The 24,520-nt window shown below is 71.1% G+C and carries 22 protein-coding genes; 14 read left to right on the top strand and 8 right to left on the bottom strand.

Annotated elements, in window-relative coordinates; translation table 11 throughout:
- The first annotated feature begins 16 nt into the window (after window positions 1-16).
- The gene (locus ACZ32T_RS02450) at window positions 17-1,063 is read left to right on the top strand and encodes a helix-turn-helix transcriptional regulator (RefSeq protein WP_467364936.1); all 1,047 of its coding nucleotides are present in this window, start codon (window positions 17-19) and stop codon (window positions 1,061-1,063) included.
- Between the two features lie 5 nt (window positions 1,064-1,068).
- On the opposite strand, the gene ACZ32T_RS02445 is transcribed toward ACZ32T_RS02450, so the two are convergent.
- Entirely contained in the window at window positions 1,069-2,076 is a 1,008-nt protein-coding gene (locus tag ACZ32T_RS02445) for an SCO2278 family lipoprotein (protein ID WP_467273222.1), read from the bottom strand.
- A gap of 505 nt (window positions 2,077-2,581) precedes the next feature.
- Between ACZ32T_RS02445 and ACZ32T_RS02440 the strand changes: the two genes are divergently transcribed.
- On the top strand, window positions 2,582-4,756 hold the full coding sequence (locus ACZ32T_RS02440) for a discoidin domain-containing protein (protein ID WP_467364933.1): 2,175 nt from the start codon (window positions 2,582-2,584) through the stop codon (window positions 4,754-4,756).
- 130 nt (window positions 4,757-4,886) lie between these two features.
- Here ACZ32T_RS02440 and ACZ32T_RS02435 read toward each other — a convergent pair whose 3' ends face one another.
- Window positions 4,887-6,212 (bottom strand): ROK family protein, encoded by a 1,326-nt coding sequence (locus tag ACZ32T_RS02435; RefSeq protein WP_467273220.1) that lies wholly within the window; start codon window positions 6,210-6,212, stop codon window positions 4,887-4,889.
- A 188-nt stretch (window positions 6,213-6,400) separates the two neighbouring features.
- On the opposite strand from ACZ32T_RS02435, the gene ACZ32T_RS02430 reads away from it, so the two are divergent.
- From ACZ32T_RS02430 to ACZ32T_RS02395, 8 genes are all read left to right on the top strand, one after another.
- Entirely contained in the window at window positions 6,401-7,717 is a 1,317-nt protein-coding gene (locus tag ACZ32T_RS02430; protein WP_467364931.1) for an ABC transporter substrate-binding protein, read from the top strand.
- A gap of 14 nt (window positions 7,718-7,731) precedes the next feature.
- Window positions 7,732-8,727, top strand: coding sequence for a carbohydrate ABC transporter permease (locus ACZ32T_RS02425; protein ID WP_467273218.1), 996 nt, complete (start codon window positions 7,732-7,734; stop codon window positions 8,725-8,727).
- Window positions 8,728-8,755: 28 nt separating this feature from the next.
- Entirely contained in the window at window positions 8,756-9,595 is an 840-nt protein-coding gene (locus ACZ32T_RS02420) for a carbohydrate ABC transporter permease (protein WP_467273261.1), read from the top strand.
- 53 nt (window positions 9,596-9,648) lie between these two features.
- Complete coding sequence (locus tag ACZ32T_RS02415) at window positions 9,649-11,004, top strand: GH1 family beta-glucosidase (RefSeq protein WP_467364929.1); 1,356 nt, start codon at window positions 9,649-9,651, stop codon at window positions 11,002-11,004.
- A 147-nt stretch (window positions 11,005-11,151) separates the two neighbouring features.
- On the top strand, window positions 11,152-11,835 hold the full coding sequence (locus ACZ32T_RS02410; protein WP_467273216.1) for a PhzF family phenazine biosynthesis protein: 684 nt from the start codon (window positions 11,152-11,154) through the stop codon (window positions 11,833-11,835).
- Window positions 11,836-11,980: 145 nt separating this feature from the next.
- The gene (locus tag ACZ32T_RS02405; RefSeq protein ID WP_467273215.1) at window positions 11,981-12,610 is read left to right on the top strand and encodes a hypothetical protein; all 630 of its coding nucleotides are present in this window, start codon (window positions 11,981-11,983) and stop codon (window positions 12,608-12,610) included.
- A 16-nt stretch (window positions 12,611-12,626) separates the two neighbouring features.
- Window positions 12,627-13,835: a sensor histidine kinase gene (locus tag ACZ32T_RS02400; RefSeq protein ID WP_467273214.1), complete on the top strand. Its 1,209-nt coding sequence runs from the start codon at window positions 12,627-12,629 to the stop codon at window positions 13,833-13,835.
- Window positions 13,832-14,539 carry a response regulator gene (locus ACZ32T_RS02395; RefSeq protein ID WP_467273213.1) on the top strand — a complete coding sequence of 236 codons (708 nt, stop codon included), beginning with the start codon at window positions 13,832-13,834 and terminating at the stop codon, window positions 14,537-14,539. Before ACZ32T_RS02400 ends, ACZ32T_RS02395 begins: the two co-directional genes overlap by 4 nt.
- Here the strand turns inward: ACZ32T_RS02395 and ACZ32T_RS02390 are convergent.
- Window positions 14,529-15,194 (bottom strand): biliverdin-producing heme oxygenase, encoded by a 666-nt coding sequence (locus ACZ32T_RS02390; RefSeq protein WP_467273212.1) that lies wholly within the window; start codon window positions 15,192-15,194, stop codon window positions 14,529-14,531. The genes ACZ32T_RS02395 and ACZ32T_RS02390 overlap by 11 nt on opposite strands.
- 156 nt (window positions 15,195-15,350) lie before the next feature.
- Entirely contained in the window at window positions 15,351-16,208 is an 858-nt protein-coding gene (gene map / locus ACZ32T_RS02385; RefSeq protein ID WP_467273211.1) for a type I methionyl aminopeptidase, read from the bottom strand.
- A 58-nt stretch (window positions 16,209-16,266) separates the two neighbouring features.
- Between map and ACZ32T_RS02380 the strand changes: the two genes are divergently transcribed.
- Window positions 16,267-16,503, top strand: a complete 237-nt coding sequence (locus ACZ32T_RS02380) for a hypothetical protein (RefSeq protein WP_467273210.1) — start codon at window positions 16,267-16,269, stop codon at window positions 16,501-16,503.
- Window positions 16,504-16,539: 36 nt separating this feature from the next.
- On the opposite strand, the gene ACZ32T_RS02375 is transcribed toward ACZ32T_RS02380, so the two are convergent.
- The gene (locus ACZ32T_RS02375; protein WP_467273209.1) at window positions 16,540-17,142 is read right to left on the bottom strand and encodes a hypothetical protein; all 603 of its coding nucleotides are present in this window, start codon (window positions 17,140-17,142) and stop codon (window positions 16,540-16,542) included.
- Window positions 17,143-17,284: 142 nt separating this feature from the next.
- Between ACZ32T_RS02375 and npdG the strand changes: the two genes are divergently transcribed.
- Both npdG and ACZ32T_RS02365 read left to right on the top strand, forming a co-directional pair.
- Window positions 17,285-17,995 carry an NADPH-dependent F420 reductase gene (gene npdG, locus ACZ32T_RS02370; RefSeq protein WP_467364926.1) on the top strand — a complete coding sequence of 237 codons (711 nt, stop codon included), beginning with the start codon at window positions 17,285-17,287 and terminating at the stop codon, window positions 17,993-17,995.
- Between the two features lie 80 nt (window positions 17,996-18,075).
- Complete coding sequence (locus ACZ32T_RS02365) at window positions 18,076-18,261, top strand: hypothetical protein (protein ID WP_467364924.1); 186 nt, start codon at window positions 18,076-18,078, stop codon at window positions 18,259-18,261.
- A gap of 25 nt (window positions 18,262-18,286) precedes the next feature.
- Here the strand turns inward: ACZ32T_RS02365 and ACZ32T_RS02360 are convergent, their stop codons facing one another.
- Entirely contained in the window at window positions 18,287-19,099 is an 813-nt protein-coding gene (locus tag ACZ32T_RS02360; RefSeq protein ID WP_467273206.1) for a site-2 protease family protein, read from the bottom strand.
- A 122-nt stretch (window positions 19,100-19,221) separates the two neighbouring features.
- On the opposite strand from ACZ32T_RS02360, the gene ACZ32T_RS02355 reads away from it, so the two are divergent.
- A complete protein-coding gene (locus tag ACZ32T_RS02355) occupies window positions 19,222-22,533 on the top strand; it encodes a BTAD domain-containing putative transcriptional regulator (protein ID WP_467364923.1) in 3,312 nt (1,103 codons plus the stop codon).
- 7 nt (window positions 22,534-22,540) lie between these two features.
- Here the strand turns inward: ACZ32T_RS02355 and ACZ32T_RS02350 are convergent, their stop codons facing one another.
- Window positions 22,541-23,398, bottom strand: coding sequence for an ABC transporter permease (locus tag ACZ32T_RS02350; protein WP_467273204.1), 858 nt, complete (start codon window positions 23,396-23,398; stop codon window positions 22,541-22,543).
- Window positions 23,395-24,417, bottom strand: a complete 1,023-nt coding sequence (locus ACZ32T_RS02345) for an ATP-binding cassette domain-containing protein (protein WP_467273203.1) — start codon at window positions 24,415-24,417, stop codon at window positions 23,395-23,397. The genes ACZ32T_RS02350 and ACZ32T_RS02345 overlap by 4 nt, the downstream gene beginning before the upstream one ends.
- Window positions 24,418-24,520 lie beyond the last annotated feature (103 nt).

Here is a 24,520-nt window from a genome sequence, read left to right as displayed (position 1 = left end):
GGAGAGACTTCCGGACATGCCCCGCCCTGTCGCCCGCGTGCTCACCCTGCTGGAACTCCTGCAGTCCGGAGGCGTCCGGACCGCGTCCGAACTCGCCGGCCGGCTCGGCGTCGACGAACGCACGGTGCGGCACTACATCGGCCACCTCGCCGACCTGGACGTGCCCGTCGAGTCGGTGCGCGGCCGCTACGGCGGCTATCGGCTCGCCCCCGGTCACCGCATGCCCCCGCTCATGCTGAGCGACGACGAGGCGCTCGCCGTGCTGCTCGGCCTCGTCGGCGGGCGGTGGGCCGGAGCGGCCCCCGCCACCGGCACGGCGAGCGACACCGCGACGGCCAAGATCCGACGCGTACTGCCCGAGCGGCTGCGCCTCAGGCTCGACGCGCTGCTCGGTGCCCTCGCCTTCACCGCTCCGCCCGGCGAAGCGCTCCTCCCGGACTCCGGGATCCTGCTGCCGGTCGCCGACGCGGTGGCCCACCACCGGCCGGTGTCGATCCGCTACACCGCGTCGGACGGCCGCCGCAGCGAGCGCACGCTGCACCCGCATGGACTCGTCGCCCACGCGGGCAAGTGGTACATGACGGCCGCGGATCCCACGGCGGGCGAGGACCGGACGTTCCGGCTGGACCGCATCACGGACGTGAGGACCCTGCCGGGCTCGTTCGAGCCGCCCGAGGGACCCGACCCGGCGGAGCGCCTGCTGACGGCGCTCGCCACGGCGCCGTACCGGCATGAGGTGACCCTCCGCGTCCAGGGCACGGCCGAGCACATCCAGGCCCGGCTTCCCGCCGGCCTCGCGCTCGTGGAGGACCCGCCGTCCCCGGGAGACGGGGAACCTGAAGACGGGGAGCCGGGAGACGTGGACGCGGGAGAAGCGGATACGGAGCCCGAACGCTGGGCCCGGGTCGAACTGCGCGTGGAACGGCTCGACTGGCTGCCCGCCGTGCTCGCCTCGCTCGACCGGCCCTTCGTCATCGAACGCCCGGACGAGCTCCGCGGCCTCGTCGAAGCCTTCGCCGAACGGCTCACGCGCTCAGCCCGGCGGGACCCGCGTCACGGCTGACGGCCTCAGGAGCCCTGCGCCGCGACCAGACCCGGCAGCCGGTTCAGCACGCGGACCTTGCCGTTCGTGTCCCCCGCGCCCCCCGTGGCCTTCCTGGGCACGTAGACCAGCTGGCTGGAGACCCGTTCCTTGGTCAGGGTGCTCTTCACCTCGCCGGTCAGCAGCGCTTCCACGTCGTCGGTGACGGTCGGCCGAAGTCCCTCCGCCGCGGTCTGCCGCTCGAAGTGCTTGCTGCTGAAGAAGACCAGCGCCCCGCCGTCCTCCGTCGTCAGTCCCAGCGGCGCGAACGTCCCGGAATCCAGCGCCTGGTCGACGTACTGGTAGGAGAAGCCCGCCCTGCGGGTGTTCTTCCGCGACTCCCGCCAGCCGGAGGTCATCGACCCCGGAGCGAAGACGTCCGGCGCACCGTCCTTGAGGTAGCCCGTGTACGTGGTGCTCAGCTCCGACGGCGGGGTCGCCAGCGCCGCGTCCGTGTCCGCGGAGGGCACCGGCTCCGCCCAGCCGTCCGCGTCCTTGCGGAACTCCGGGATCTCGGACGCGGAGGCGACCGCCAGATAGGAGACCTTCCACAGCGCGTCCGGCGCGGTGCGGACGAACGTCAGCAGCCACCGGGTGTCCTGCTTCCCGCCGTCCTGGTCGCGGTTGGAGTCCGTGTCCGCGACGAACCAGCGCGGCCAGCCCGCCTTCTTGGGAATGACGTAGGAGGCGTCGGTCAGCTCCAGGGGCTCGTGGTCCGCGTTGCCCTCCGGACTGTTCTTCTGCCGCGCGGCCAGACCTGCCTGGTTGATCGCGCCGAGCGAACCGGTCACCCGGTCCTCGTCGAGCGCCGGATCGTATGCCTTGTCCGCCTCGTTGTACGCGACGAGGAAGTCCTCCAGGGCCTTCGCGGCCTCGGACTTCGTCGCTCCCGGCACGACTTCCAGTTCACCGTGCACCGTCACGCAGCCGCTCGCCGTCACGACCAGTACCGTCGTCGTCGCGAGCCCCGCCGCCAGCCGCCCCAGCCTTGTCATCCGTCGCCTTCTGCGCCTTCTGCTCCGTCATCCGCACTGACGGCCTGAACCCTACCGGGACGGGGAGCGGCGCGAGTGCGGGCCCGGTCCGTACCGGTGTTCCGGCCGTCAGCGGCCGGTCGCCTCACCGCACTCAGGGAGCCGGCCGACTGCGCAGGAAGCGGCCCGGTCCTTCGAGGTGGCCGCCCCGGTGACCGGAAGCGCGTGCCTCCCGTCTCCTGACGCGCCGCCATCTCGTGTCCAGGCACTACTCATCGGGCTTAATGGAAGTGGAAAGAAAAGCACGCCCGAGTTCTTGACCGGGCGAGCGGCGCGCGGCACAGTTCCGGAGAGCGCTCTCCCGTCAGGCCCACTCCTCAAGAAGCCTCCCTGTGACCGTAGTTGGCCTACCGCCCCTCGCTCCACCGCCGTTCAGAGCCGCCCCCGTCTCCCCACATGCCGGCCGGCGTCAGCATCCGCGTACGCACGTTCCGCCGACCGGCACCTCGACCTGCCAGGAGCAGATGTGTCAGAACTCCTTCCGCACCCCGCGTCGGCACGCAGACGTGCCGCGGTGCCCCTGCTGGCCCTCGGCGCGCTGGTCGCGTCGTCACTCACCCTCACCGCCGCACCTCCCGCCCAGGCGGCCGAAACCCTTCTGTCCCAGGGCAGAACCGCCACGGCCTCGTCCAGCGAAGGCGAGGCGTACGGTGCGTCCGCGGCCGTGGACGGCGACCTCACCGGGACCCGCTGGGCCAGCCGGTGGAGCGACTCCCAGTGGATCCAGGTCGACCTCGGCAGCAAGCGGGACCTGAGCCGTGTGGTACTCACCTGGGAAGCGGCGCACGCCAGGAACTACGAACTGCAGGCCTCCGACAACGGCACCGACTGGCGCAGCCTGAAGACCGTCGCGGGAAGTGACGGCGGTACCGACGACGTCGCCGTGTCCGGCGCGGGCCGCTACGTCCGGATGCTCGGCACCGCCCGCTCCGGTGGTTACGGCTACTCGTTGTGGGAGTTCCAGGTGTACGGCGACGGTGACGGCACTCCGCCGGCCTCCGGGGGCGCGGTCGCCGTGACCGGCTCGCAGGGGAACTGGCAGCTCACCGTCGGCGGCGAGCCCTACCAGGTCAAGGGGCTCACCTGGGGGCCGTCCGTCGCGGACGCCGCCCGCTACATGCCGGACCTGAAGTCGATGGGTGTGAACACCATCCGGACCTGGGGCACCGACGGCTCCAGCAAGCCCCTGCTCGACGAGGCCGCGGCCAACGGCATCCGGGTCGTCAGCGGCTTCTGGCTCCAGCCCGGCGGCGGTCCCGGCAGCGGTGGCTGCGTCGACTACGTCACCGACTCCGCGTACAAGAGCACCTCGCTCACCGAGTTCGCGAAGTGGGTCGACACCTACAAGAGCCACCCAGGTGTCCTGATGTGGAACGTCGGGAACGAGTCGGTGCTCGGCCTCCAGAACTGCTACAGCGGCACCGAGTTGGAGAACCAGCGCAACGCCTACACGTCCTTCGTCAACGACGTCGCCAAGAAGATCCACTCCATCGACCCGGACCACCCGGTCACCTCCACCGACGCGTGGACGGGCGCATGGCCCTACTACAAGCGCAACGCCCCCGACCTCGACCTCTACTCGATGAACTCCTACGGGGACATCTGCAACGTCCGCGGCGCCTGGGAGGAGGGCGGCTACACCAAGCCCTACATCATCACCGAGGGCGGACCGGCCGGTGAATGGGAGGTCCCGGACGACGCCAACGGCGTACCCGACGAGCCCACCGACGTACAGAAGGCCGAGGGCTACACCAAGGCGTGGGGCTGCGTCACCGGACACCAGGGGGTCGCACTCGGTGCCACGCTGTTCCACTACGGGCTGGAGCACGACTTCGGCGGCGTCTGGTTCAACCTGCTGCCCGACGGCCTGAAGCGCCTCTCCTACTACGCGGTGAAGAAGGCGTACGCCGGCTCGACGAGCGGGGACAACACACCGCCCGTCATCACGGACATGGGTGTCAGTCCGGCGTCCGCGGCGCCGGCGGGCAAGGAGTTCACGGTCCGTGCGGACGTCCGGGACCCGGACGGCGATCCGGTGAAGTACAAGATCTTCCTGAGCGGCAACTACGCCAGCGGTGACAAGGGGCTCGTGGAGGCCCGGTGGCGGTCCACCGGCAACGGCACCTTCGCGGTCACCGCGCCCGAGAAGCTCGGTGTGTGGAAGGTGTACGTCCAGGCCGAGGACGGCCGCGGCAACGCCGGGATCGAGACCAAGTCGGTCAAGGTCGTCGCGCCGCCCGTGGACGGCACCGACGTCGCGCTGAACAAGCCCGCCACCGCCTCCTCCTTCCAGGCGTCCTACGGTGACTGCCCGTGCCCGGCCGGCAACGCCACGGACGGGAAGACGGAGACGCGCTGGGCCAGCGACTGGAGCGACCCCCAGTGGATCCAGGTGGATCTCGGCGCCCGGACCGCCTTCCGGAAGATCCAGCTGGTCTGGGACCCCGCTTACGCCACGTCCTACGACGTGCAGGTCTCCGACGACGGCACCAACTGGCGCACGGTCCACACGACCACGTCGGGCAACGGGGACATCGACACGATCGACGCCTCCGCCACCGCCCGGCACGTACGGCTCCAGCTGACGGCCCGGGGTACGGCCTGGGGTTACTCGCTGCACGAGTTCGGCGTCTACAGCTGACCGAAGCGAAGGGCGCCGCATGACAGGCAGGGCCCGACCGTCACCGCCACGGGTCGGTCGGGCCCTGCCCGCGCCCGTGTGCGCCCGCCGGAGCGGCGACGCTCACCCGGCGCGGGGCCGGCCGTGGGTCTCATTTGTGCGCGGCCCGGTCCCGCAGAGTCGTCTGCCACATGGGGGCCTGCTCCTGGGGGCCTGCCTCCTCCTGCCGCCCGCCGCGCTCGAAGAAGTCGGCGAGCGGCAGGGCGGCCGCTCCCACGGTGACCGCGTCCGGCCCCAGGGTGCCGAGGCCGATGTGCACGTGTGCGGCCGGGTAGGCGAGGGCGTACGAGGTCGCGTGGGCCCGTACGGAATCCAGGAAACGGGTGCCGAGCTGGAGCCCCGCCCATCCCCCGACGAGGATGCGCTCGGGCTGGAAGAGGTTGATCAGGTCGGCGAAGCCCGCGCCGAGGTACTCCGCCGTCTCCTCCAGGACGGCCAGGGCCGTGGCGTCCGAGTCCGGTCCGGCGGCGTCGCCCTGTCCGGCCGGATAGGCCGCGGCGAGCATCGCCGTGAGCGCGGTCTCCTCGTCGACGTCCGTGAGGGGCTCCCCTCCCGCCTCCCGCCAGCGCTCCAGCAGCGCCTCGGCGCCCGCGTAGGCCTCCAGGCAGCCGAGCGAGCCGCAGCGGCAGCGCCGGCCACGCACGCGCACGGTCAGATGCCCCCACTCGACGGCCCGGCCGGGGCTCATGTCGTCGGTGACCACGCAGGCACCCACACCCGAACCGAACAGCACGACCACGGCACTCTGCGCCCCGCGCCCCGCACCGAACCACATCTCGGCCTGGCCCAGCGTCTTGGCGCCGTTGTCGATGTAATACAGCACGTTCGCGGGGAGCGGCACCGACTCACGCAGCAGTCGCTCCAGCGGTACCGCGTCCCAGCCGATCGTCTGGCCGTGCACGACGGCGCCGTCCTCGGGCGTCCTGGAGACGATGCCCGGCACGCCGACGCCGACGCCGAGGAGCTGATCGGCCGCGATCTCCGCCCGGTCCAGGACCTCGGTGATGCCCTCCCGCACATGTCCCACCACGACACCGACGTCGTAGCGGTCGACGCGCCGGGGTCCGTCGAGTGCCAGGGGCTTCTCGACGCGGGCCAGCTCGGTGAGAGCGAGATCGAAGAGTTCGACCCTCACCCGGGTCTCTCCGATGTCGACACCGATCATGTACCGGCTCTGGGGCCGGATGCGCAGAAGGGTCCGGGGGCGCCCCCCTGCGGAGTCGACACTGCCGGCCTCCTCGACCAGCCCTTCGGCGACCAGTTCGGCCACCACGTTGCTCACGGATCCGGAACTCAGACCGGTGGGCGGGCCGAGCGAAAAGCGGCTCAACGGGCCATCGAAATACAAACGTTGCAATACGGCGGTGCGGTTCTCGCGCCGCAGGTCACGCACCGTTCGGCCGCTGCGTACTTTCACCCTGCCCCCTCTTCTTGAAGCTCACTCACGCAACATACCGCCGTGACGCCCCTTGACGCGACCTTCACTTGGGGTTTAACTCACACCCTAAATTAAGTCCTGTGGGTTTGAGGTCGAAGTCGGACGCGAACGTCGCACCGGCCCGGGCCACGGCGGACATCCATCACTTCTGAAAGGCCCCTGGAGTCATGCGAAGAATCCGAGCCGCGGCCGTCGGTGCCGTCACCCTCTCGCTCGTACTCACCGCGGCTGCCTGCGGCGGCGGTTCGTCGGGCGCGGGCGGATCCAACGAGCAGCCGAAGACGCTCACCTACTGGGCATCGAACCAGGGCGCCAGCCTCGAAGTGGACAAGAAGGTCCTGCAGCCCGAGCTCGACAAGTTCGAGAAGGAGACCGGTATCAAGGTCAAGCTGGAGGTGGTGCCCTGGGGTGATCTGCTGAACCGCATCCTCACCGCCACCACCTCCGGGCAGGGCCCGGACGTCCTGAACATCGGTAACACCTGGACCGCCTCGCTGCAGGCCACCGGTGCGCTGCTGCCCTGGGACGAGAAGAACTTCGAGGCGATAGGCGGCAGGGACCGCTTCGTCGAGTCCGCCCTCGGTTCGACCGGCGTGCGGGGCGAGGACCCGGCCGCCGTGCCGCTGTACTCCATGGCCTACGCGCTCTACTACAACAAGAAGATGTTCGCCGACGCCGGCATACAGAAGCCGCCGACGACGTGGGCCGAGGTGAGCGAGGCCGGGAAGAAGCTGTCCAAGGACGGCAAGTGGGGACTCGGCGCCGAGGGCTCCAACCTCTCCAACAACATCCACCAGGTCTTCGTCCTCGCGAAGCAGCACGGGGCCGACTTCTTCACCGCCGACGGCAAGGCCGACTTCACGTCCGACGGCGCGGTCGCGGCCGTCAAGCAGTACGTCGACCTCATGGCCAAGGACAAGATCGTCGCGCCGGGCAACGCCGAGTACGCGCAGAACCAGTCCCTGAGCGACTTCGCGAAGGACAGGACGGCCATGGTGCTGTGGCAGACCGCGGCCGCCACCTTCGAGTCGCAGGGCATGAAGAAGGACGAGTGGGGAGTCGTGCCCGCCCCGGTCATGTCGGGGAAGCCCGGCACGGGCAAGGGCACCAACTCCATGGTCGCCGGCATCAACATGGCCGTCTTCAACAACACCAAGAACATCGACGGCGCGAAGAAGTTCGTGAAGTTCATGACCAGCGACGAGGAGCAGACGGTCCTCAACAAGTCCTACGGCTCCATCCCGCCGGTCAAGACCGCCCAGGAGGACGACGCGTTCAACACCTTCGCGCTGTCACCCCTGCGCGAGACCCTCGCCACCAGCGCCACCGCTCTGCCCCAGGTCGCCGCGGAGTCGCAGTTCGAGACCGTGGTCGGCACGGCGGTCAAGGAGCTCTTCGCCGACGCGGCCGCCGGCCGTCCGGTGACCACCGAATCGGTCAGGGCGAAGCTCGAGAAGGCCCAGCAGCAGATGCCCGAGAAGTGAGCACGGACACCACGATGACCACAACCGCCGCCACCGTTCCCGGCGAGCGGACAGCAGAGAAGAACGACCCCGGAGCGGCGCCGCGCAGACGCCGCTCCGGGCGGCTGCGCAAAGTCAGCCTGCCGTACCTGCTGCTGCTCCCCGCCCTGCTCCTCGAACTGCTGGTCCACCTGGTGCCCATGATCATCGGCATCGTCGTCAGTTTCCGGCAGCTCACCCAGTTCTACATCCGGGACTGGACCACCGCGCCGTGGGCCGGTCTGGACAACTACGCCGTCTCGGTCGACTTCGACGCCCCGGTGGGCGAGGCGCTGGTGCAGTCGTTCCTGACGACCTGCCTGTTCACCGTGCTGTCGGTGGGGCTGTGCTGGTTCCTCGGAACCGCCGCCGCGATCTTCATGCAGGAGACCTTCCGCGGCAGAGGCTTCCTGCGCACGCTTTTCCTCGTGCCGTACGCCCTGCCCGTCTACGCCGCGGTCATCACCTGGGCGTTCATGTTCCAGCGCGACAACGGCATCATCAACCACGTCATCCACGACCAGCTCGGCCTGACGGACAGCCCGCCGTTCTGGCTCATCGGCGACAACGCCTTCGTCACCCTGCTCGTCGTCTCGGTGTGGAAGGGCTGGCCCTTCGCCTTCCTCATCATGATGGCCGGCCTCCAGAACGTCCCCCGGGACATCTACGAGGCGGCGGCGCTCGACGGCGCCGGCGTGTGGCAGCAGGTCCGCCGCATCACCCTGCCGTCGCTGCGGCCCGTCAACCAGGTCCTCGTACTCGTGCTGTTCCTCTGGACCTTCAACGACTTCAACACGCCGTTCGTCCTGTTCGGCAAGTCCGCACCGGCATCGGCGGACCTGATCTCCATCCACATCTACCAGTCGTCCTTCCAGACCTGGAACTTCGGCACGGGCTCCGCGATGTCGGTCCTGCTGCTGCTGTTCCTGCTCGTGGTGACCGGCCTCTACCTCCTGTTCACGTCCCGAGGAAAGCAGGCGACCGATGCCTAGGACCGCGCAGCGCCGAGCCCCCTCCCCGATGGCGCCCCCGCAGTCGTTCCTGTGGGCGCGGCGGGTCTTCCTCACGCTTCTCACCGTCTTCGTGGTCCTGCCGGTGTTCGTGATGATCACCAGCTCCCTCAAGCCGCTGGAAGACGTGACCGGCAAGTTCCAGTGGATCCCCTCGGGCCTGACCGTCAGCCCCTACTTCGACATCTGGGACACGGTCCCCCTCGCCGACTACTTCATGAACTCCTTGATCGTCGCCGGGGCGGCGACCGTCTGCTCCGTGGTGATCGCGGTGTTCGCGGCCTACGCCGTCAGCCGCTACAGCTTCCGCGGCAAGCGCGTGTTCACGGTGACCGTCCTCTCGACGCAGATGTTCCCCGGCATCCTCTTCCTCCTGCCGCTCTTCCTCATCTACGTGAACATCGGCAACGCCACGGGCATCGCACTGTTCGGGTCGCGGATCGGCCTCATCATCACGTACCTCACCTTCTCCCTCCCCTTCTCCATCTGGATGCTGATCGGGTACTTCGAATCGGTGCCCAGGGATCTGGACGAGGCGGCCAAGGTGGACGGCTGCGGCCCGCTCGGCGCACTGTTCCGGGTCATCGTCCCCGCGGCCGTCCCCGGCATCGTCGCCGTCGCCGTGTACGCGTTCATGACGGCCTGGGGGGAAGTCCTCTTCGCCTCCGTGATGACCAACGAGACCACCCGCACCCTGGCCGTCGGCCTGCAGGGCTACTCCACGCAGAACGACGTGTACTGGAACCAGGTCATGGCGGCCTCGCTCGTGGTGAGCCTGCCCGTCGTCGCCGGGTTCCTGCTCCTCCAGCGCTACCTCGTCACCGGCCTCACCGCCGGCGCCGTCAAGTAGCCGTACTCATCGCCCGCTTCACCCTCACCTGTTCGACGTCTGCGAGGTACCTTGTGACCGCATCGATAGATCTTGCCGCCTTCCCCCGTGACTTCGTCTGGGGCACGGCCACGGCCGCCTACCAGATCGAGGGCGGCGTCGCCGAGGACGGCCGGTCGCCTTCGATCTGGGACACCTTCTCCCACACCCCGGGGAAGGTCGCCAACGGTGACCACGGCGACGAGGCCTGCGACCACTACCACCGGTGGCCGGAGGACGTCGCCCTCATGAAGCTGCTGGGCGTCGACTCGTACCGCATGTCGACGGCCTGGCCGCGCATCGTTCCGGGCGGCGACGGACCGGTCAACGCCGCGGGGCTCGACTTCTACGACCGGTTGGTGGACGGCCTCCTGGACGCGGGTATCACCCCCAACATCACCCTCTACCACTGGGACCTTCCCCAGACCCTTCAGGACCGGGGCGGGTGGACGGTGCGGGAAACGGCCGAACACCTCGCCGCATACGCGGCCGCCGTGGCCGGACGCCTGGGCGACCGGGTCACCCGTTGGGCCACTCTGAACGAACCGCTGTGCTCCGGGTGGATCGGGCACCTGGAAGGCCGGATGGCCCCCGGCCTCACCGACCTGACCGCGGCGGTCCGGGCCTCGTACCACCTGCTGCTGGGGCACGGACTGGCGACCCAGGCGATCCGCGCCGCGGCGCCCGGGGCCCAGGTCGGACTGGTGACCAACCATTCCACGGTGGATGCCGCGTCCTTTGACCCCCAGGACCTGGCGGCTGCGCTCCGCATGGACGGCCACACGAACCGCTGGTGGCTCGACCCCGTGTACGGCCGCGGTTTCCCCACGGACATGCGGGAGCTGTACGGAGTCGAACTGCCCGAGCGCGCGGGGGACCTCGAGACCATCGCCACCCCTCTGGACTGGCACGGCCTCAACTACTACTTCCCGGTCACCGTCGCCGACGACCCGGAAGGCCCCGTCCCCCGTGCCCGGGAGGTCCGGCTGCCCGATGTGCCGCGCACCGGCATGGACTGGCAGATCGACGCCGGTGGCCTCGAAGCGCTGCTCATGCGGCTGACCGACGACTACGGCGTAGGCCGCGTCTACGTCACCGAGAACGGCTCCGCCTTTCCCGACACCGTCGGCCCCGACGGGGCGGTGGACGACGCCGAACGGGCCCGGTACCTGGAGCAGCACCTGGCAGCGTGCGCCCGGGCCGTCCGCAAGGGGGCGCCCCTGGCCGGGTACTACGCATGGTCGCTGCTGGACAACTTCGAGTGGGCCTATGGCTACGACAAGCGCTTCGGCCTCGTCCATGTCGACTACCCGACGCAGACACGCACCGTCAAGACCAGTGGTCACCGGTACGCGGACATCATCCGCGCACATCGTGAGGCCCATGCCTGACGGCACTCGGGAACCGGGCGTCTCCGGTGGCGGGGGATGCCGTCGCCGTGCCGTCCGGTCCCCGGCCACGGCACAGGGCCGCACCGGCACACCGGCCGGTGCGGCCCTGGGGCGTCAGGAGACCCGGCACGGTGCTTGAATGCGGAGGTGAACGACTTCGAGGTACCCGACGGCATCGACGTACTGCGCGTGTTCTGCGGCCCGGACGGCCGCCACGGCAACGCGCTGGGCGTCGTGCGCGACGGGCGCAGGTATCCCGACAACGAGTCCCGGCAGGCGCTCGCGGGGAAACTCGGCTTCAGCGAGACGGTCTTCGTGGACGACCCGGAGCGCGGCACCGTCGACATCCGCACGCCCGGGCTGCGGCTGCCGTTCGCGGGGCATCCGCTCGTCGGCGCGGCCTGGCTGCTCGACCTGGAGGTCCTGGAGCTGCCCGTCGGGGACGTGACGGCCCGCCAGGACGGCGAGTTCACCTGGATCACCGCCCGCCCGGAGTGGGCGCCCCCGCGGACGCTGGAGCGGTACGCCTCCGTCGCCGACGTCGAGGCGCTGACGGGCCCGCCGCCCGGTGAGGGCCGGCTCTACGTCTGGGCCTGGGAGGACGAGGCCGCCGGCCGCGTACGGGCACGGGCCTTCCCGCGGCGCGACGACAACATCGACGAGGACGAGGCGACCGGGGCGGCGGCCATGCTGCTCAGCGCCGAGCTCGGCCGGGCCCTCAACATCACACAGGGACGCGGCTCCCAGATCCTCACCGCACCCGCGCCGGACGGCACGATCGAGGTCGGGGGCCGCGTCGTCCTGGTGCCAGGCCCCGTCGCCACGCGATAGCCGCGGCGGCGGCCGTATCCGTCGCTCGGTGGAGCACGGAGATCCCTCGCTCCGGCGATCCGCCGGAGAGCCGCCCGCTCCAGGATGGGTGTGTTCCCGCCGGGCCCACCGAAGCCCCGGCGATCACCCTGGAGTTGGGGAACTGATGACGAACAGTCGTGCGCTCATGCTCGCGGTGCCCGCGCTCACCTTCACCTACGGCCTGTTCCGGATGGCGGACGGACAGGACGGTGAGCGAGGCCCCGGCCCCGCCTGGACTCTCGGGCACCTGGCCTTCTGCGCGGCCCTGGTTCTCTTCGTGGTGGTGTTCCGCCGGCTGAGGGCGCTCGCCCCGTCGGGCGATCGCGTCGCGGCGGTGGCGCACCGGGCGGCGACGGCCGGAGCCGTCGTTCTCCTGGTGCAGTTCGGGATCGACCTGGTGGCCGGTGCGGTGTCCGCGGACCATCCGGAGATGTCCCGGTTCACGGAACGGGTGTCGGAACTGCCCGGTGTGGCGCCGGTCGTCTACGACTTCGGCCCGTACCTCTTCTACGTGGGCATGCTCGCCCTCGTCGTGCGGCTGGCCGTCGTCCGGGTGGTCAAGCCGTGGACGGCGCTCCTCGTCCTCGCCGACCTGGTGATGCCGCTGGCCGACAAGGACCTGATCCCGGTGGGCTCGCTGCTACTGTCCGTCTCCTTCGCACAGATCGCGCGGGTGATGGAGTCGCGGCAGGCCGCCCCTGGCGCGGCGGAGGACCGTGACGCGGGGCGCCCGGCGGTGACCGGTGCGCGGTGACACCTCAGGGGGAGCGGTGACCTGGACGGACACGGGCGTGCGGGCGGACCGTGTGCGGGAGCGGCTCCGCGCCCTGCCCCCGCGCGCCGTCGACACCGGGCTCGCGGCCCTCGTGGCCGCCGCCCAGCTCTGGCCCTTCGCCGCGCAGGCCGGCGAGGGCGCCGGATCGTGGAGCGTCTGGGGCGTCCTGGTCGTGCTGGGCTCGGCGGCGCCGCTGTACCGGCGGCGCGACCACCCCGTACCGGTGCTGACGGTGAGCCTCGCGGCGATCAGCAGCTACGACTACGTGGGCGAGGTGCCGTCCCAACCGGTCTGGTACGCGGCCCTGGTGGCGATCCACTCGGTCGCCGAGCGCTCGGGGCGTCGGGCCAGGATCACGGTGGTCGCCGTGACCGTACTCGGCAGTTTCGCGCTGGCCTCCTCCGAATCCGGGCTGCGGATGAGCGTGCTGTGCGTCGCGGGCTACGCGCTCGGCAGGGCGGCTGCAGCCGGCCGGGCGCACGCCGAACGGCTGGAGCGCGAGCGCCGGGCGGAAGCGGAGCAGGCCGCGCTGGCCGAACGTGCCAGGATCGCCCGGGACATGCACGACATCCTGTCCCACGCGGTGAGCCTGATGGTCGTCCAGGCCGAGGCCGGCCCCGTGGTCCTGGCCAGGGACCCGGTGCGCGCCGAGCGCGCCTTCGACGCCATAGCGGGTGCGGGACGCGATGCGATGGTGCAGCTCAGAGGAATCCTCGAGGTGCTCGACCCGGACCGGGCTCCGCAGCCCGAGCGCACCCCTCAGCCCGCTCTCGCCGACCTGCCCCTGCTGACCGCCGGATCGGGCCTCTCGGTCACATGCACCCAGACCGACGTCTCGGGAGTCACCGTCGACTACCCGCAGCCTGGCGGGGCCGGCCAACTTCCGCTCGCCCCGCACGTGGAGACCGCCGCGTTCCGCATCGCCCAGGAGGCGCTGACCAATATCGTCAGGCACGCGGGCACCGACCGTGCCCGGCTCCACCTCCACTGGCAGGAAGACCGAGGCATCGTGCAGCTCGACATCACCGACGACGGCGCGGCCACCGGGCAGCGGCCGGCCCGCCCCCTCCCCTCCGGAGGCCACGGCCTGATCAACATCCGGGAACGGGCGCGTTCGTGCGGCGGGACCGCCGAATGCGGTCCCCGTACCGACGGCCCCGGCTTCCGGGTCCGCGCCCGCCTCCCGCTCCTCCCCCCGTCATGAGCGGTGGTACGGGGGACGGGCCGCTGCGCGTGGTCGTCGCCGACGACCAGGAACTGGTCCGGGCCGGCTTCGCGATGATCCTGGACGCCCAGCCGGACATCGAGGTCGTCGCGGAAGCGGCCGACGGCGCCGAGGCGATCGCGGCGGTACGGACCCACGCCCCGGACGTCGCGCTGCTCGACATCCGCATGCCGGGCACGGACGGTCTCACCGCCACCGCCGAGATCTGCGCCACCACCGCGACCCGCGTGATCATCCTGACGACCTTCGACCTCGACGCGTACGTGTTCGAGGCGCTGCGCGCGGGTGCGAGCGGTTTCCTCCTCAAGGACGTCCGGCGCGACGACCTCGCCCACGCGGTCCGGGTCGTCGCGGGCGGCGAGTCCCTCCTCTCGCCGTCCGTCACCAGCAAACTCATCGCCCACTGCACCGGTGCGTCCGCCGGGGTGCCGCCGCTCCCGGACCCGCGTCTCGACTCCCTCACCTCGCGCGAGACGGAGACCCTGCGCCTGCTCGCCCGTGGCCTCACCAATCCGGAGATCGCCGCGACCATGGTCATCAGCGAGCACACCGTGAAGACCCATGTCAGCAACGTTCTCGCCAAGCTCGGCCTCCGTGACCGCATCCAGGCGGTGATCACGGCGTACGAGGCAGGGCTGGCGGTCCCGGGCCGCAGGGCCGCTGAACCCAGGATCACGCGCTGAGCGGGAACACCTCGCCCAGCTCGCGGAAGACGGCGGTGTTCAGCGCGAACGCCCGCTTGCACTCCTCGACGATGCGCTGCTTCTCCAGGTCGTCGGCGTTCACCGCGTCCAGCAGCTCCCGGTACTCCCGCTTGAAGGCGGCCGGGTTGGAGATCTGCTCGAAGACGTAGAACCGCACCCCGTCGCCCTTGCGGTCGAAGCCCCAGGTCTTCTCCGCGGTGCCACGGATGATCTGGCCGCCCGAGAGGTCCCCGAGGTAACGGGTGTAGTGGTGCGCGATGTATCCGGCGGGCCACTCACGGGCGCACTCGGCGACCCGCGCGGCGTACGCGGCGGTGGCGCGCAGCGGCTCCAGCCCTTCGCGCCACCCCTCGCCCCGCAGGTGGGTGAGGTCGCGCTCCAGCGCGGCCGTGCGCATCAGCTCCGGCCGGACGAAGGGCCCGGCGACCGGGTCCTCGCGCAGGGCCTCCGCACCGTCCTCCAGCGCCCGGTAGACGAACCACAGCTGCTCGGTGTAGCGCGTGTAGGCGTCCACACCGAGCCGTCCGCCGAGCATGTCGCCCATGAAGGCCGAGGTCTCGGCCTCCGTGTGCTGCTCGTGCGAAGCGGTGCGGATGAGGGTCGAGAAAGGCGTGGTGGTGGCGGTCGAGTCCAAGGCGGGCCTCCGGGGACCGAGGGGGACGGGAAGTCCGGACAGAACGTATGCACCGGTAGCAGCTGTGCACGCCGCCGCGCACCGATACGGCGATCCTCCTGCTTAGGCTTACCTAAGTCAACAGGTTCCCGACTGTCTGTCGGTAAAACCGGCCCGCTACGGAAGCGTGAGGATCTCCGCCCCGGTCCCGGTCACCACCAGTGTGTGCTCGAACTGCGCGGTCCGCTTCCGGTCCTTCGTCACCACGGTCCAGCCGTCGTCCCACATGTCGTAGTCGTGGGTGCCGAGCGTGAGCATCGGCTCGATGGTGAACGTCATCCCGGGCTGCATCACGGTCGTCGCATGCGGACTGTCGTAGTGCGGGATGATCAGCCCGGAGTGGAACGAGGAATTGATCCCGTGCCCCGTGAAGTCCCGCACCACCCCGTAGCCGAACCGCTTCGCGTACGACTCGATGACACGCCCGATCACGTTGATCTGCCGGCCGGGCCGCACCGCCTTGATGGCGCGGTTCAGCGACTCCCGGGTGCGCTCCACGAGCAGCCGCGACTCCTCGTCGACGTCCCCGCAGAGGTAGGTGGCGTTGTTGTCGCCGTGCACCCCGTCGATGTACGCCGTGACGTCGAGGTTCACGATGTCACCGTCCCGCAGCACGGTGGAGTCGGGGATGCCGTGGCAGATCACCTCGTTGAGCGAGGTGCAGAGCGACTTCGGGAAGCCCCGGTAACCGAGGGTCGACGGGTACGCCCCGTGGTCGACCATGAACTCGTGGGCCACCCGGTCGAGTTCGTCGGTGGTGACCCCCGGGGCGATGAGCTTCGCGGCCTCCTCCATCGCCTGCGCCGCGATACGGCCCGCGATCCGCATGCGCTCCACGGTGTCGGAGTCCTGGATCTCCGGCCCGGTGTACGGCGTGGGGGCGGGCTTCCCCACGTACTCGGGGCGCCGGATCTTTCCGGGAACGGAACGGACGGGAGTGATCTCCCCTGGTACGAGAAGCGACTGGCCAGACATGTCAGCGAGTCTAACCAGCGCCCCCGGGGCACCATGGCAGAGAGGAAAGGATCCTGCGATGGCCCTGTTCAAGAAGCGCACGGTGGGCAAACCGGGCGAATGGTACTACTGCCTGGAGCACAAAAAGGTCGAGGAGGGCCCCGAGTGCCCCGGCAAGGACCGCTTCGGCCCGTACACCACCCCGGGGGAGGCCCAGCGCGCGATGGACACGGCGCGTGAGCGGAACCTGGAGTGGGAGACAGACCCGAAGTGGCACGACCGCACGGACCGGCCGACGGACGAGGCGCCCGACTAGGGGCTCATGTCCGGATGACGCCGTGACAGCGGCCCTTCACCAGCGGGCCGGGGGCGGGGCCGTCAGCTGGTCGGCGAGGCGGGAGAGGCGGTCGCGGAACGTGCGCCGGCCCCGGGGGGAGGGGGCGCCGTTCTCCCCGGCGGCCGCGCTGACCAGGTGCTGGACCGTGTCCAGGTCGACGTCGTCGCCGTCGCGGACCGTGAGCGCCTCATGGGCGAGGCCCCGCACCTCCGGGTCGCCGCCGTCCAGCGCGAGCACCGTCGCCCCCGCGCGCCGCGCGTCGTGCACCCGCTCCAGCAGGCCGCCGTCCGGCTGTTCGGGCGCCACCACGAGTAGCGTCTCGCCGCGCCCGGCCGTCTCGATCCGGCCCAGACCGACGGCCAGGTGCACCGGGTCGTCCGGCTCCACCCGGTGGCGTACGAGCGTGGGCCGCAGTTGCGGCAGGCCCGACCAGGTGGACTCGTCCACCAGGTGCGCGGCCATGTGCCACGGCTCGTACTCCTCGGTCCCCACCAGCAGCAGTCCGCCGCCCTGCGGCACGACCGACGCCCGCAGGGTCCGGGCGAACCCCCGGGCCGCCGCCGGCCACTCCGTCCCGGCGAGCACCTCACGCAGCAACGCGACACGTACGGCATCCATGGCCCGGCATCATGCCGCTCTCCCGGTGCCTCGGCGGCCCGATCGCGTGCGATCCACCCGAACGGGAACGTCCGGCCGTGTTGCGTGTCGCACAGCCACGGGCTGAGGGTGCGGCCCGCTACCTGGTACTAGTGTCGGCGCCATGACTACGAATGACGCCGACAGCGCCCCCAAGCCCCCTGCCAAGGACCCCTGGGACCTCCCCGACGTGTCACACCTGACCGTGGGCGTACTCGGCGGGACCGGTCCCCAGGGCCGCGGCCTCGCCTACCGCTTCGCCCGCGCCGGGCAGAAGGTCGTCATCGGCTCGCGCGCCGCCGACCGTGCCGAGGCCGCCGCCGCCGAGCTGGGCCACGGCGTCGAGGGCGCGGACAACGCGGAGTGCGCGCGCCGCAGCGACGTCGTGATCGTCGCCGTGCCGTGGGACGGCCACGCCAAGACCCTGGAGTCGTTGCGGGAGGAGCTCGCCGGGAAGCTCGTCGTCGACTGCGTCAACCCGCTCGGTTTCGACAAGAAGGGCGCCTACGCCCTGAAGCCCGAGGAGGGCAGTGCCGCCGAGCAGGCCGCCGCCCTGCTGCCCGACTCCCGGGTCACCGCCGCCTTCCACCACCTGTCCGCGGTGCTCCTCCAGGACGAGACGATCGAGGAGATCGACACCGATGTGCTGGTGCTGGGGGAGGCGCGCGCCGACACCGACACCGTGCAGGCGCTCGCGGGCCGTATCCCCGGGATGCGCGGCATCTTCGCCGGCCGGCTGCGCAACGCGCACCAGGTCGAGTCCTTGGTGGCGAACCTGATCTCCGTCAACCGCCGCTACAAGGCACACGCGGGGCTGCGCACCACCGACGTGTGAGGCCCTGCCCGGAGCCGAATCGGGCATGAGGGACACTGGACGGGACCGCGCACCATCCCCGGACAGGAGCACCAGCCCTCATGCCCCGCCTCGCTCTCTACGCCACCATCGTCTGTGCCCTCACCGCCGTGGCGGCCGTGGTCTCCTTCGTCCAGGGCAGCATCCTGCCCGGCGTCGTATGGGTGCTGCTGACCGGCCTCTCGTCGAACATGGCGTGGTTCTACCTGCGCCGGCACAAGGCGGAGTCACGCGCCGAAGCGGCGTGAGCCCCTGGGGCATGTCGGACAGGCCCTAGCGGATCAGCGCACAGCCCGGGTCCTGGTCGCCGAACCACTCCTGCCAGAAGCGGTAGGTGTCGAGCCCGCAGTAGGTCTCGACCTCGCTGACGCCCAGGCCACGCAGCAGCGCGTCCACGGCGTCGAAGAAGAACCCGTTGACCTCCGGGACCCACAGGAGCGCGAAGACCGCGATCAGCCCGAAGGGTGCGAACGGCTCGACCTGACGCCGGACCTTGTACGACAGCCAGGGCTCGATCACGCCGTAGCCGTCGAGGCCCGGGACCGGCAGGGAGTTCAGGATCGCCGCCGTCACCTGGAGGAGCGCCAGGAACGCCAGCGCGAGGCGGAAGGACAGCGGGACGCCGTCCAGGGCACCCAGCCAGAACGGGGCCGTGCAGACGACCGCGAACAGCACGTTCGTCAGGGGGCCGGCCGCCGAGATCAGGCTGTGCCTCCAGCGCCCGCTGATGCGGCCCCGCTCGATGTAGACGGCCCCGCCCGGCAGACCGATGCCGCCCATGATCACGAACAGCACGGGCAGCACGATGCTCAGCAGGGCATGGGTGTACTTCAGGGGATTGAGCGTCAGATAGCCCTTCGCCCCGATCGAGATGTCGCCGCTGTGCAGCGCGGTGCGCGCGTGCGCGTACTCGTGGAGGCAGAGCGAGACGATCCACGCCGCCGTGACGAACAGGAAGACCGCGAAGCCGGTCTGCTCCGCGAAGCCCGTCCACACGGCCCAGCCCGACACGGCCATGACGGCGACGATCCCGAGGAAGATCGGGCTGACCCGCCGGTCGCTGGGTCGGCGGAACGCGGTGGTCATCGGCGGCACTCCTGGGGCTGGACGGCGGCTGGAGCCCCCGAGAGTACGGGTGACACCGCGAGAACGTCTCACAGGTGGGTGGCAGTTCCCCGCAGGGCGAGGCATTCACGGACAATGGGCGCGTGCACTACGGCATCCTCGGTACCACCCGCGCTCTGCGCTCCGACGGCACTCCCGTCGCCCTCGGCGGGGCGCGGCTGCGCGCCCTGCTCACCGTGCTCGCCCTCAGCCCCGGCCGGGCGGTCCCGGCCGGGGTGCTCGTCGACGAGGTGTGGGACGGTGACCCGCCCGTCGACGCCCCAGGTGCTCTTCAGGCACTCGTGGGCCGGCTCAGGCGGGCGCTCGGGCGGGACGCGGTCGGATCGGCCGCGAACGGCTACCGCCTCGTCGCCGAGCCGGACGCCGTCGACCTGCACCGCTTCGAGCGGCTCACGGGCGAGGGCGCCCGGGCGCTGCGGGACGGCGACGCGGCGAAGGCCGCCACCGTCCTCGACGAGGCGCTCGCCCTGTGGCGCGGGCCGGCCCTCGCCGACCTGCCGGACCGCGCCGTGGCGGCCGCCCGCTGGGAGGCGAGGCGGCTGGACGCCCGCCGGACCCGCGTCGAGGCCGTCCTCGCACTGGGCCGTGCCGACGAGGCCCTGCCGGAACTCGCCGGGCTCTGCGCCGACCACCCGCTGGACGAGCCGCTGCAGGCCCTCCGGATCAGGGCGCTGCGGGACGCCGGACGCACCGCGCAGGCGCTCTCGGCGTACGACGAGGTGCGCACCCTGTTCGCCGACCGGCTCGGCACCGACCCGGGCCCCGCGCTGCGCGCCCTGTACGACGGGCTGCTGCACCAGGGCCCGCCCGCCCCGGTCTCCGCGCCCGCCGCACCCCTCGCCGCCCGGCCGGGCAATCTGCGGGCCCGGCTCACCAGCTTCGTGGGGCGTGACACGGACATCGCCGGCCTGCGCGAGGACCTGACCCGGGCCCGGCTGGTCACTCTCCTGGGCCCCGGAGGCGCCGGCAAGACCAGGCTGTCCCAGGAGGCCGCCGAAGCCGTCGGCCCCGCCGCCTGGCCGGACGGCGTCTGGCTGGCCGAGCTCGCACCGGTCGACGACCCCGAAGCGGTGCCGGAGGCCGTCCTCACCGCCCTCGGCGGCCGCGAGACCGTGCTGCGCGGTGCGGGCGCCGAGGAACTCCGGGCCGCGGAGCGGGGCGCGGGCGAACCGCTCGCCCGGCTCACCGATCACTGCTCCGGGCGTCGCATGCTGCTGCTCCTGGACAACTGCGAGCACCTCATCGAGGCGGCCGCTGCCCTCGCCGACCATCTGCTGGCCCGCTGCCCGGGGCTCACCGTCCTCGCGACCAGCCGTGAACCCCTCGGCGTACCGGGCGAGTTCGTCCGGCCGGTCGACCCGCTGCCCGGCCCGATGGCGCTGCGCCTGCTCGCCGAGCGCGGCGCCGCCGCACTGTCCGGCTTCCGGGTCGACGCGGACGAGCGGACGGCGGCGGCCTGCGCCGAGATCTGCCACCGCCTCGACGGGCTCCCGCTCGCGATCGAACTCGCCGCCGCCCGGCTGCGCATGCTCACCCCGCGTCAGATAGCCGACCGCCTCGACGACCGCTTCCGTCTGCTGACCAGCGGCAGCCGCACCGTACTGCCCCGCCAGCAGACCCTGCGGGCCGTCGTCGACTGGTCCTGGGACCTCCTGGACGAGGACGAACGCGCCGCCCTGCGCCGGCTGTCGGTCTTCTCCGGCGGCTGCACGCTCGCCGCCGCCGAGTCGGTCTGCACGGACCGGCCGGGGGACGCCGACGACGTCGCCGGGGTGCTCGGCTCGCTGGTCGACAAGTCCCTCGTCGTGGCCGCCCCCGCCACGGACGGCCGGATGCGCTACCGCCTCCTGGAGACCGTCGGTGAGTACGCCGGCGAACGGCTCGACGAGGCGGGGGAGCGGGACGCCGTCGAACGCCGGCACCTCGTGTTCTTCCGGGAGCTGGCCCGGACGACCGACCCCGAACTCCGGGGCGCCGGACAGCTCGCCGCCCTCGAACTGCTCCAGCGGGACTACGAGAACCTGCGCACCGCCCTGCGGCGCGCCATCGCCGCCCGCGACGAGCAGGAAGCGTTCTGCATGGTGCTCTCGCTCGCCTGGTACTGGCAGATGCGCGATCTGCGCAGCGATGCCCTGCAGTGGGCCGAGGCCGCCGCCGAGCTGGGTCCCGACCCGTTCGCCGGGCCCGCCCGCCCCGCGCCCTCCCTCCACGAGCGCTGCACCGACGCGCCCCCTCCCATGGGCCCCGAGCTGCTCGAGGAGGCACGGAGAGAGGTGGCGCTGGTCCAGCTGGCCGGCATGGACGACGCGATGGACGCCTGGATGAACGCGGGGGGCATGGAGCGCCTGCGCGTCATCGCCGGCACCTACCGGCCGGGACAGCCGCAGACCTGCCGCAGTCCGGGCTCGCTCTGGTTCTTCGCCGTCATGTTCACCGGGGACATCTCGGATCTGCGCGCACTGCTGGACGAGAGGGTCCGCGCCTGCCGGGAGTTCGGATACGAGTGGGAGCTGGCCTCCGCGCTCCAGGTGCGTGCCAACGTCCTGGCCAACCGTCCCGACTGGGCGGGCGAGGCCCATGCGGACGCCGACGAGAGCCTGGAGATCTTCGGCCGTCTCGGCGACGACTGGGGCGCGGCGGAGGCGCTCTCCTCGCGCGGTGAGGCCAACGAGAAGACGGGCGACTTCGACCGGGCGGCCGAGGACTACCAGGCCGCGATCGGTTACGCGGAGAAGCTCGGTGCCAAGGCCCAGGTGCTGGTGCTCCGCACCCGGTACGCCGCCGCGCTGGTGGAGCTCGGCCGCGGCCCGGAGGCCGAGGTGATCTTCCGGGAGGTGCTCGTCGAGGGGCGGCACGCGGGGCACGAGGGGACGGCGTTCGCCCGGTTCTTCCTGGCCATGTGGCTGGGGGCGTCCGACCGCACCGTCGAGGCCCGTGAACAGCTCGTCACGCTGCAGGAGGAGTTCAGCTCCGCGTCCACGGTGGAGTTCTTCCAGGCGTTCGTGCTGGGCGGTCTGGCCTGGCTGGACAGTCAGGAGGGGTTGTACGCGCAGGCCCTGGCCCGGAGCCGGGAGGCGCTGGCACGGTCCGACGACCGGCTGTCGCAGATCGTGGCACCGCAGATGAACGTGCACTACCTGGTCACCGTGGCGCGGGCGCTGGGCGGGCTCGGCGGGGAGCGCCGGGCCGTCACGGCGGCGCGGCTGCTGGCCGCCGGAAGGGCGCTGCTGCCGAAGGGGCATGTGCCGACGTCGATGGAGCGGGGCAACCGCACCGCGGCCGAGGAGGCCGTCCGCGGCGTTCTCGGGGACGCCGCTTACGGGACGGCGTACGACGAGGGCGTCGGCCTCTCCCTGGAGGAGGCCGTCGCCCTCGTCGACGCGTGCGCACAGTGAACGGAGATCAGGACTTCTTGCGGAACTTGGACACCGCGAGCGGAGCCATCACCGCGGTGATGACCACGGTCCAGCCGAGCGTCAGCCAGACCGAGTTGCCGAGCGGGCCGCCCATCATCAGTCCGCGGGCCGAGTCGGCCAGGTTGGACAGCGGGTTGTAGTCGGTGAACGTCTGGAGCCAGCCGGGCATCGTCTGCGTCGGGGCGAAGATGGAGGAACCGAACTGGAGCGGCATCATCACGATCATCCCCATTCCCTGAACGGCCTGGGCCGTCTTCATGCTCAGTCCGAGCAGGATGAAGATCCACATGATGGCGGCGCCGAACGCGGCCGCCAGAGCGATCGCCCCGACCAGCCCGAGCACCGACCCCTGGAGCTCCATGCCGAGCGCGAAGCCCATGCCCAGCAGGATCAGCGTGGCGACCGTCATCCGGCCGAGCTCGACCACGATCTTGGCGATGAGCACCGAGGAACGGGCGATCGGCATCGTGCGGAACCGGTCCATGACCCCCTTGCGGAAGTCGTCGTTGACACCCGAACCGACCGCCATGGCGATGTTCATGCCCATCATCGCCATCAGGCCGGGGATCAGGTAGTTCAGATAGTCCTGCCGGTCGCCGCCCAGGCTGCTGCCGACGGAGCCGCCGAAGACGTACACGAACAGCAGCACGAAGATGACCGGCATCAGGAGCGCGTCGAACATCGACTCCGGATCCTTCTTGATCTGGAGCAGGTTGCGCCGCACCAGCGCCCCGATGTGGCGCAGGTTGTTCCGCAGTCCGATCCGGCCCTCGTCGTGGAGGGTCCTGGCCGGTGCGGACGCGGCCGCGTCGGTGGGGGTGGGCGTCAGAGTCGTCGTGCTCATGCCGCGACCTCCTGGGGGATCGTGTCGGTGACGGTGGTGGCCTTGTCGCCCGTGATGGCGAGGAACACCTCGTCCAGGCTGGGCAGCGCGGTGGCGACATGGGCGAGTGAGAAGCCCCGGGTGCCGAGCAGCCCGATCACCGCGGTCAGCTGCTCGTCGCTGAGGATCGGTACGTAGAGCAGTCCCTCGTCCGGGACCGCCTGGGCGCCGGCGACGCCGTCGAGACCCGTCTCGCGCAGCGCCTGCGCCATCGCGGCCAGTTCGGCGGGGTCGGAGGGCCGGATCTGCAGGGTGCGGCCGCCGACCTTGGCCTTGAGCTCGTCGACACCGCCCCGGGCGATGATCTTTCCGTGGTCGATGACGGTGAGCTCGCCGGCGAGCTGTTCGGCCTCTTCCATGTACTGCGTGGTGAGGAGCACGGTCGCCCCCTCCGCGACCATCCGCTGTACCTCGTCCCAGACCTCGTTGCGCGTACGGGGGTCGAGTCCCGTGGTCGGCTCGTCGAGGTAGAGGACGGCCGGGCTGCCGATCATGGAGGCGGCCAGGTCCAGCCGGCGCCGCATGCCGCCGGAGTAGTCCATCGCGGCCTTCTTCGCCGCGTCGGTGAGGGAGAAGCGCTCCAGCAGTTCGTCGGCGCGGGACCTGGCCTTCTTGCGCGGCAGGTCGAGCAGCCGCCCGATCATGTAGAGGTTCTCCCAGCCGGAGAGCTTCTCGTCGACCGAGGCGTACTGCCCGGTCAGGCCTATGGTGCGGCGCAGCTGCCGGGGCTGCTTCACGACGTCGTAGCCCGCCACGACCGCGTGCCCCGCGTCGGGCAGGATCAGGGTCGACAGGCAGCGTACGAGGGTGGTCTTCCCGGCGCCGTTGGGTCCGAGCACGCCGAGGACGGTGCCCTCGCGCACGTCGAGGTCCACACCGTCCAGCGCCTTGGTCTCGCCGTAGTGCTTGACCAGCCCCCGCACCTCGACGGCGTTCCTGCCGTGCTCACGGTTCTTGTCGTTTCGCGTCATGGACACCATCAGACCAGCCGCCACCGACAAGTCACCGACATGTCGCTGACAGCGGGCCGACAACAGGCGACAGCCCGCCGATGGGGGAAGTCGGCGGGCTGTCGGTGGTGCG

It is taken from the genome of Streptomyces sp. NPDC023573 (assembly GCF_055559735.1).
Note: the sequence above shows the minus strand (reverse complement) of the source record. Positions and strands in the feature narration are given on the sequence as shown.

Coding starts and splice junctions, on each gene's coding strand:
- ACZ32T_RS02425 (WP_467273218.1), top strand. CDS start 7,732: ATGACCACAACCGCCGCCACCGTTCCCGGCGAGCGGACAGCAGAGAAG.
- ACZ32T_RS02405 (WP_467273215.1), top strand. CDS start 11,981: ATGACGAACAGTCGTGCGCTCATGCTCGCGGTGCCCGCGCTCACCTTC.
- ACZ32T_RS02420 (WP_467273261.1), top strand. CDS start 8,756: ATGGCGCCCCCGCAGTCGTTCCTGTGGGCGCGGCGGGTCTTCCTCACG.
- ACZ32T_RS02380 (WP_467273210.1), top strand. CDS start 16,267: ATGGCCCTGTTCAAGAAGCGCACGGTGGGCAAACCGGGCGAATGGTAC.
- ACZ32T_RS02395 (WP_467273213.1), top strand. CDS start 13,832: ATGAGCGGTGGTACGGGGGACGGGCCGCTGCGCGTGGTCGTCGCCGAC.
- npdG (WP_467364926.1), top strand. CDS start 17,285: ATGACTACGAATGACGCCGACAGCGCCCCCAAGCCCCCTGCCAAGGAC.
- ACZ32T_RS02375 (WP_467273209.1), bottom strand. CDS start 17,142: ATGGATGCCGTACGTGTCGCGTTGCTGCGTGAGGTGCTCGCCGGGACG.
- ACZ32T_RS02445 (WP_467273222.1), bottom strand. CDS start 2,076: ATGACAAGGCTGGGGCGGCTGGCGGCGGGGCTCGCGACGACGACGGTA.
- ACZ32T_RS02360 (WP_467273206.1), bottom strand. CDS start 19,099: ATGACCACCGCGTTCCGCCGACCCAGCGACCGGCGGGTCAGCCCGATC.
- ACZ32T_RS02365 (WP_467364924.1), top strand. CDS start 18,076: ATGCCCCGCCTCGCTCTCTACGCCACCATCGTCTGTGCCCTCACCGCC.
- ACZ32T_RS02450 (WP_467364936.1), top strand. CDS start 17: ATGCCCCGCCCTGTCGCCCGCGTGCTCACCCTGCTGGAACTCCTGCAG.
- ACZ32T_RS02430 (WP_467364931.1), top strand. CDS start 6,401: ATGCGAAGAATCCGAGCCGCGGCCGTCGGTGCCGTCACCCTCTCGCTC.
- map (WP_467273211.1), bottom strand. CDS start 16,208: ATGTCTGGCCAGTCGCTTCTCGTACCAGGGGAGATCACTCCCGTCCGT.
- ACZ32T_RS02350 (WP_467273204.1), bottom strand. CDS start 23,398: ATGAGCACGACGACTCTGACGCCCACCCCCACCGACGCGGCCGCGTCC.
- ACZ32T_RS02345 (WP_467273203.1), bottom strand. CDS start 24,417: ATGGTGTCCATGACGCGAAACGACAAGAACCGTGAGCACGGCAGGAAC.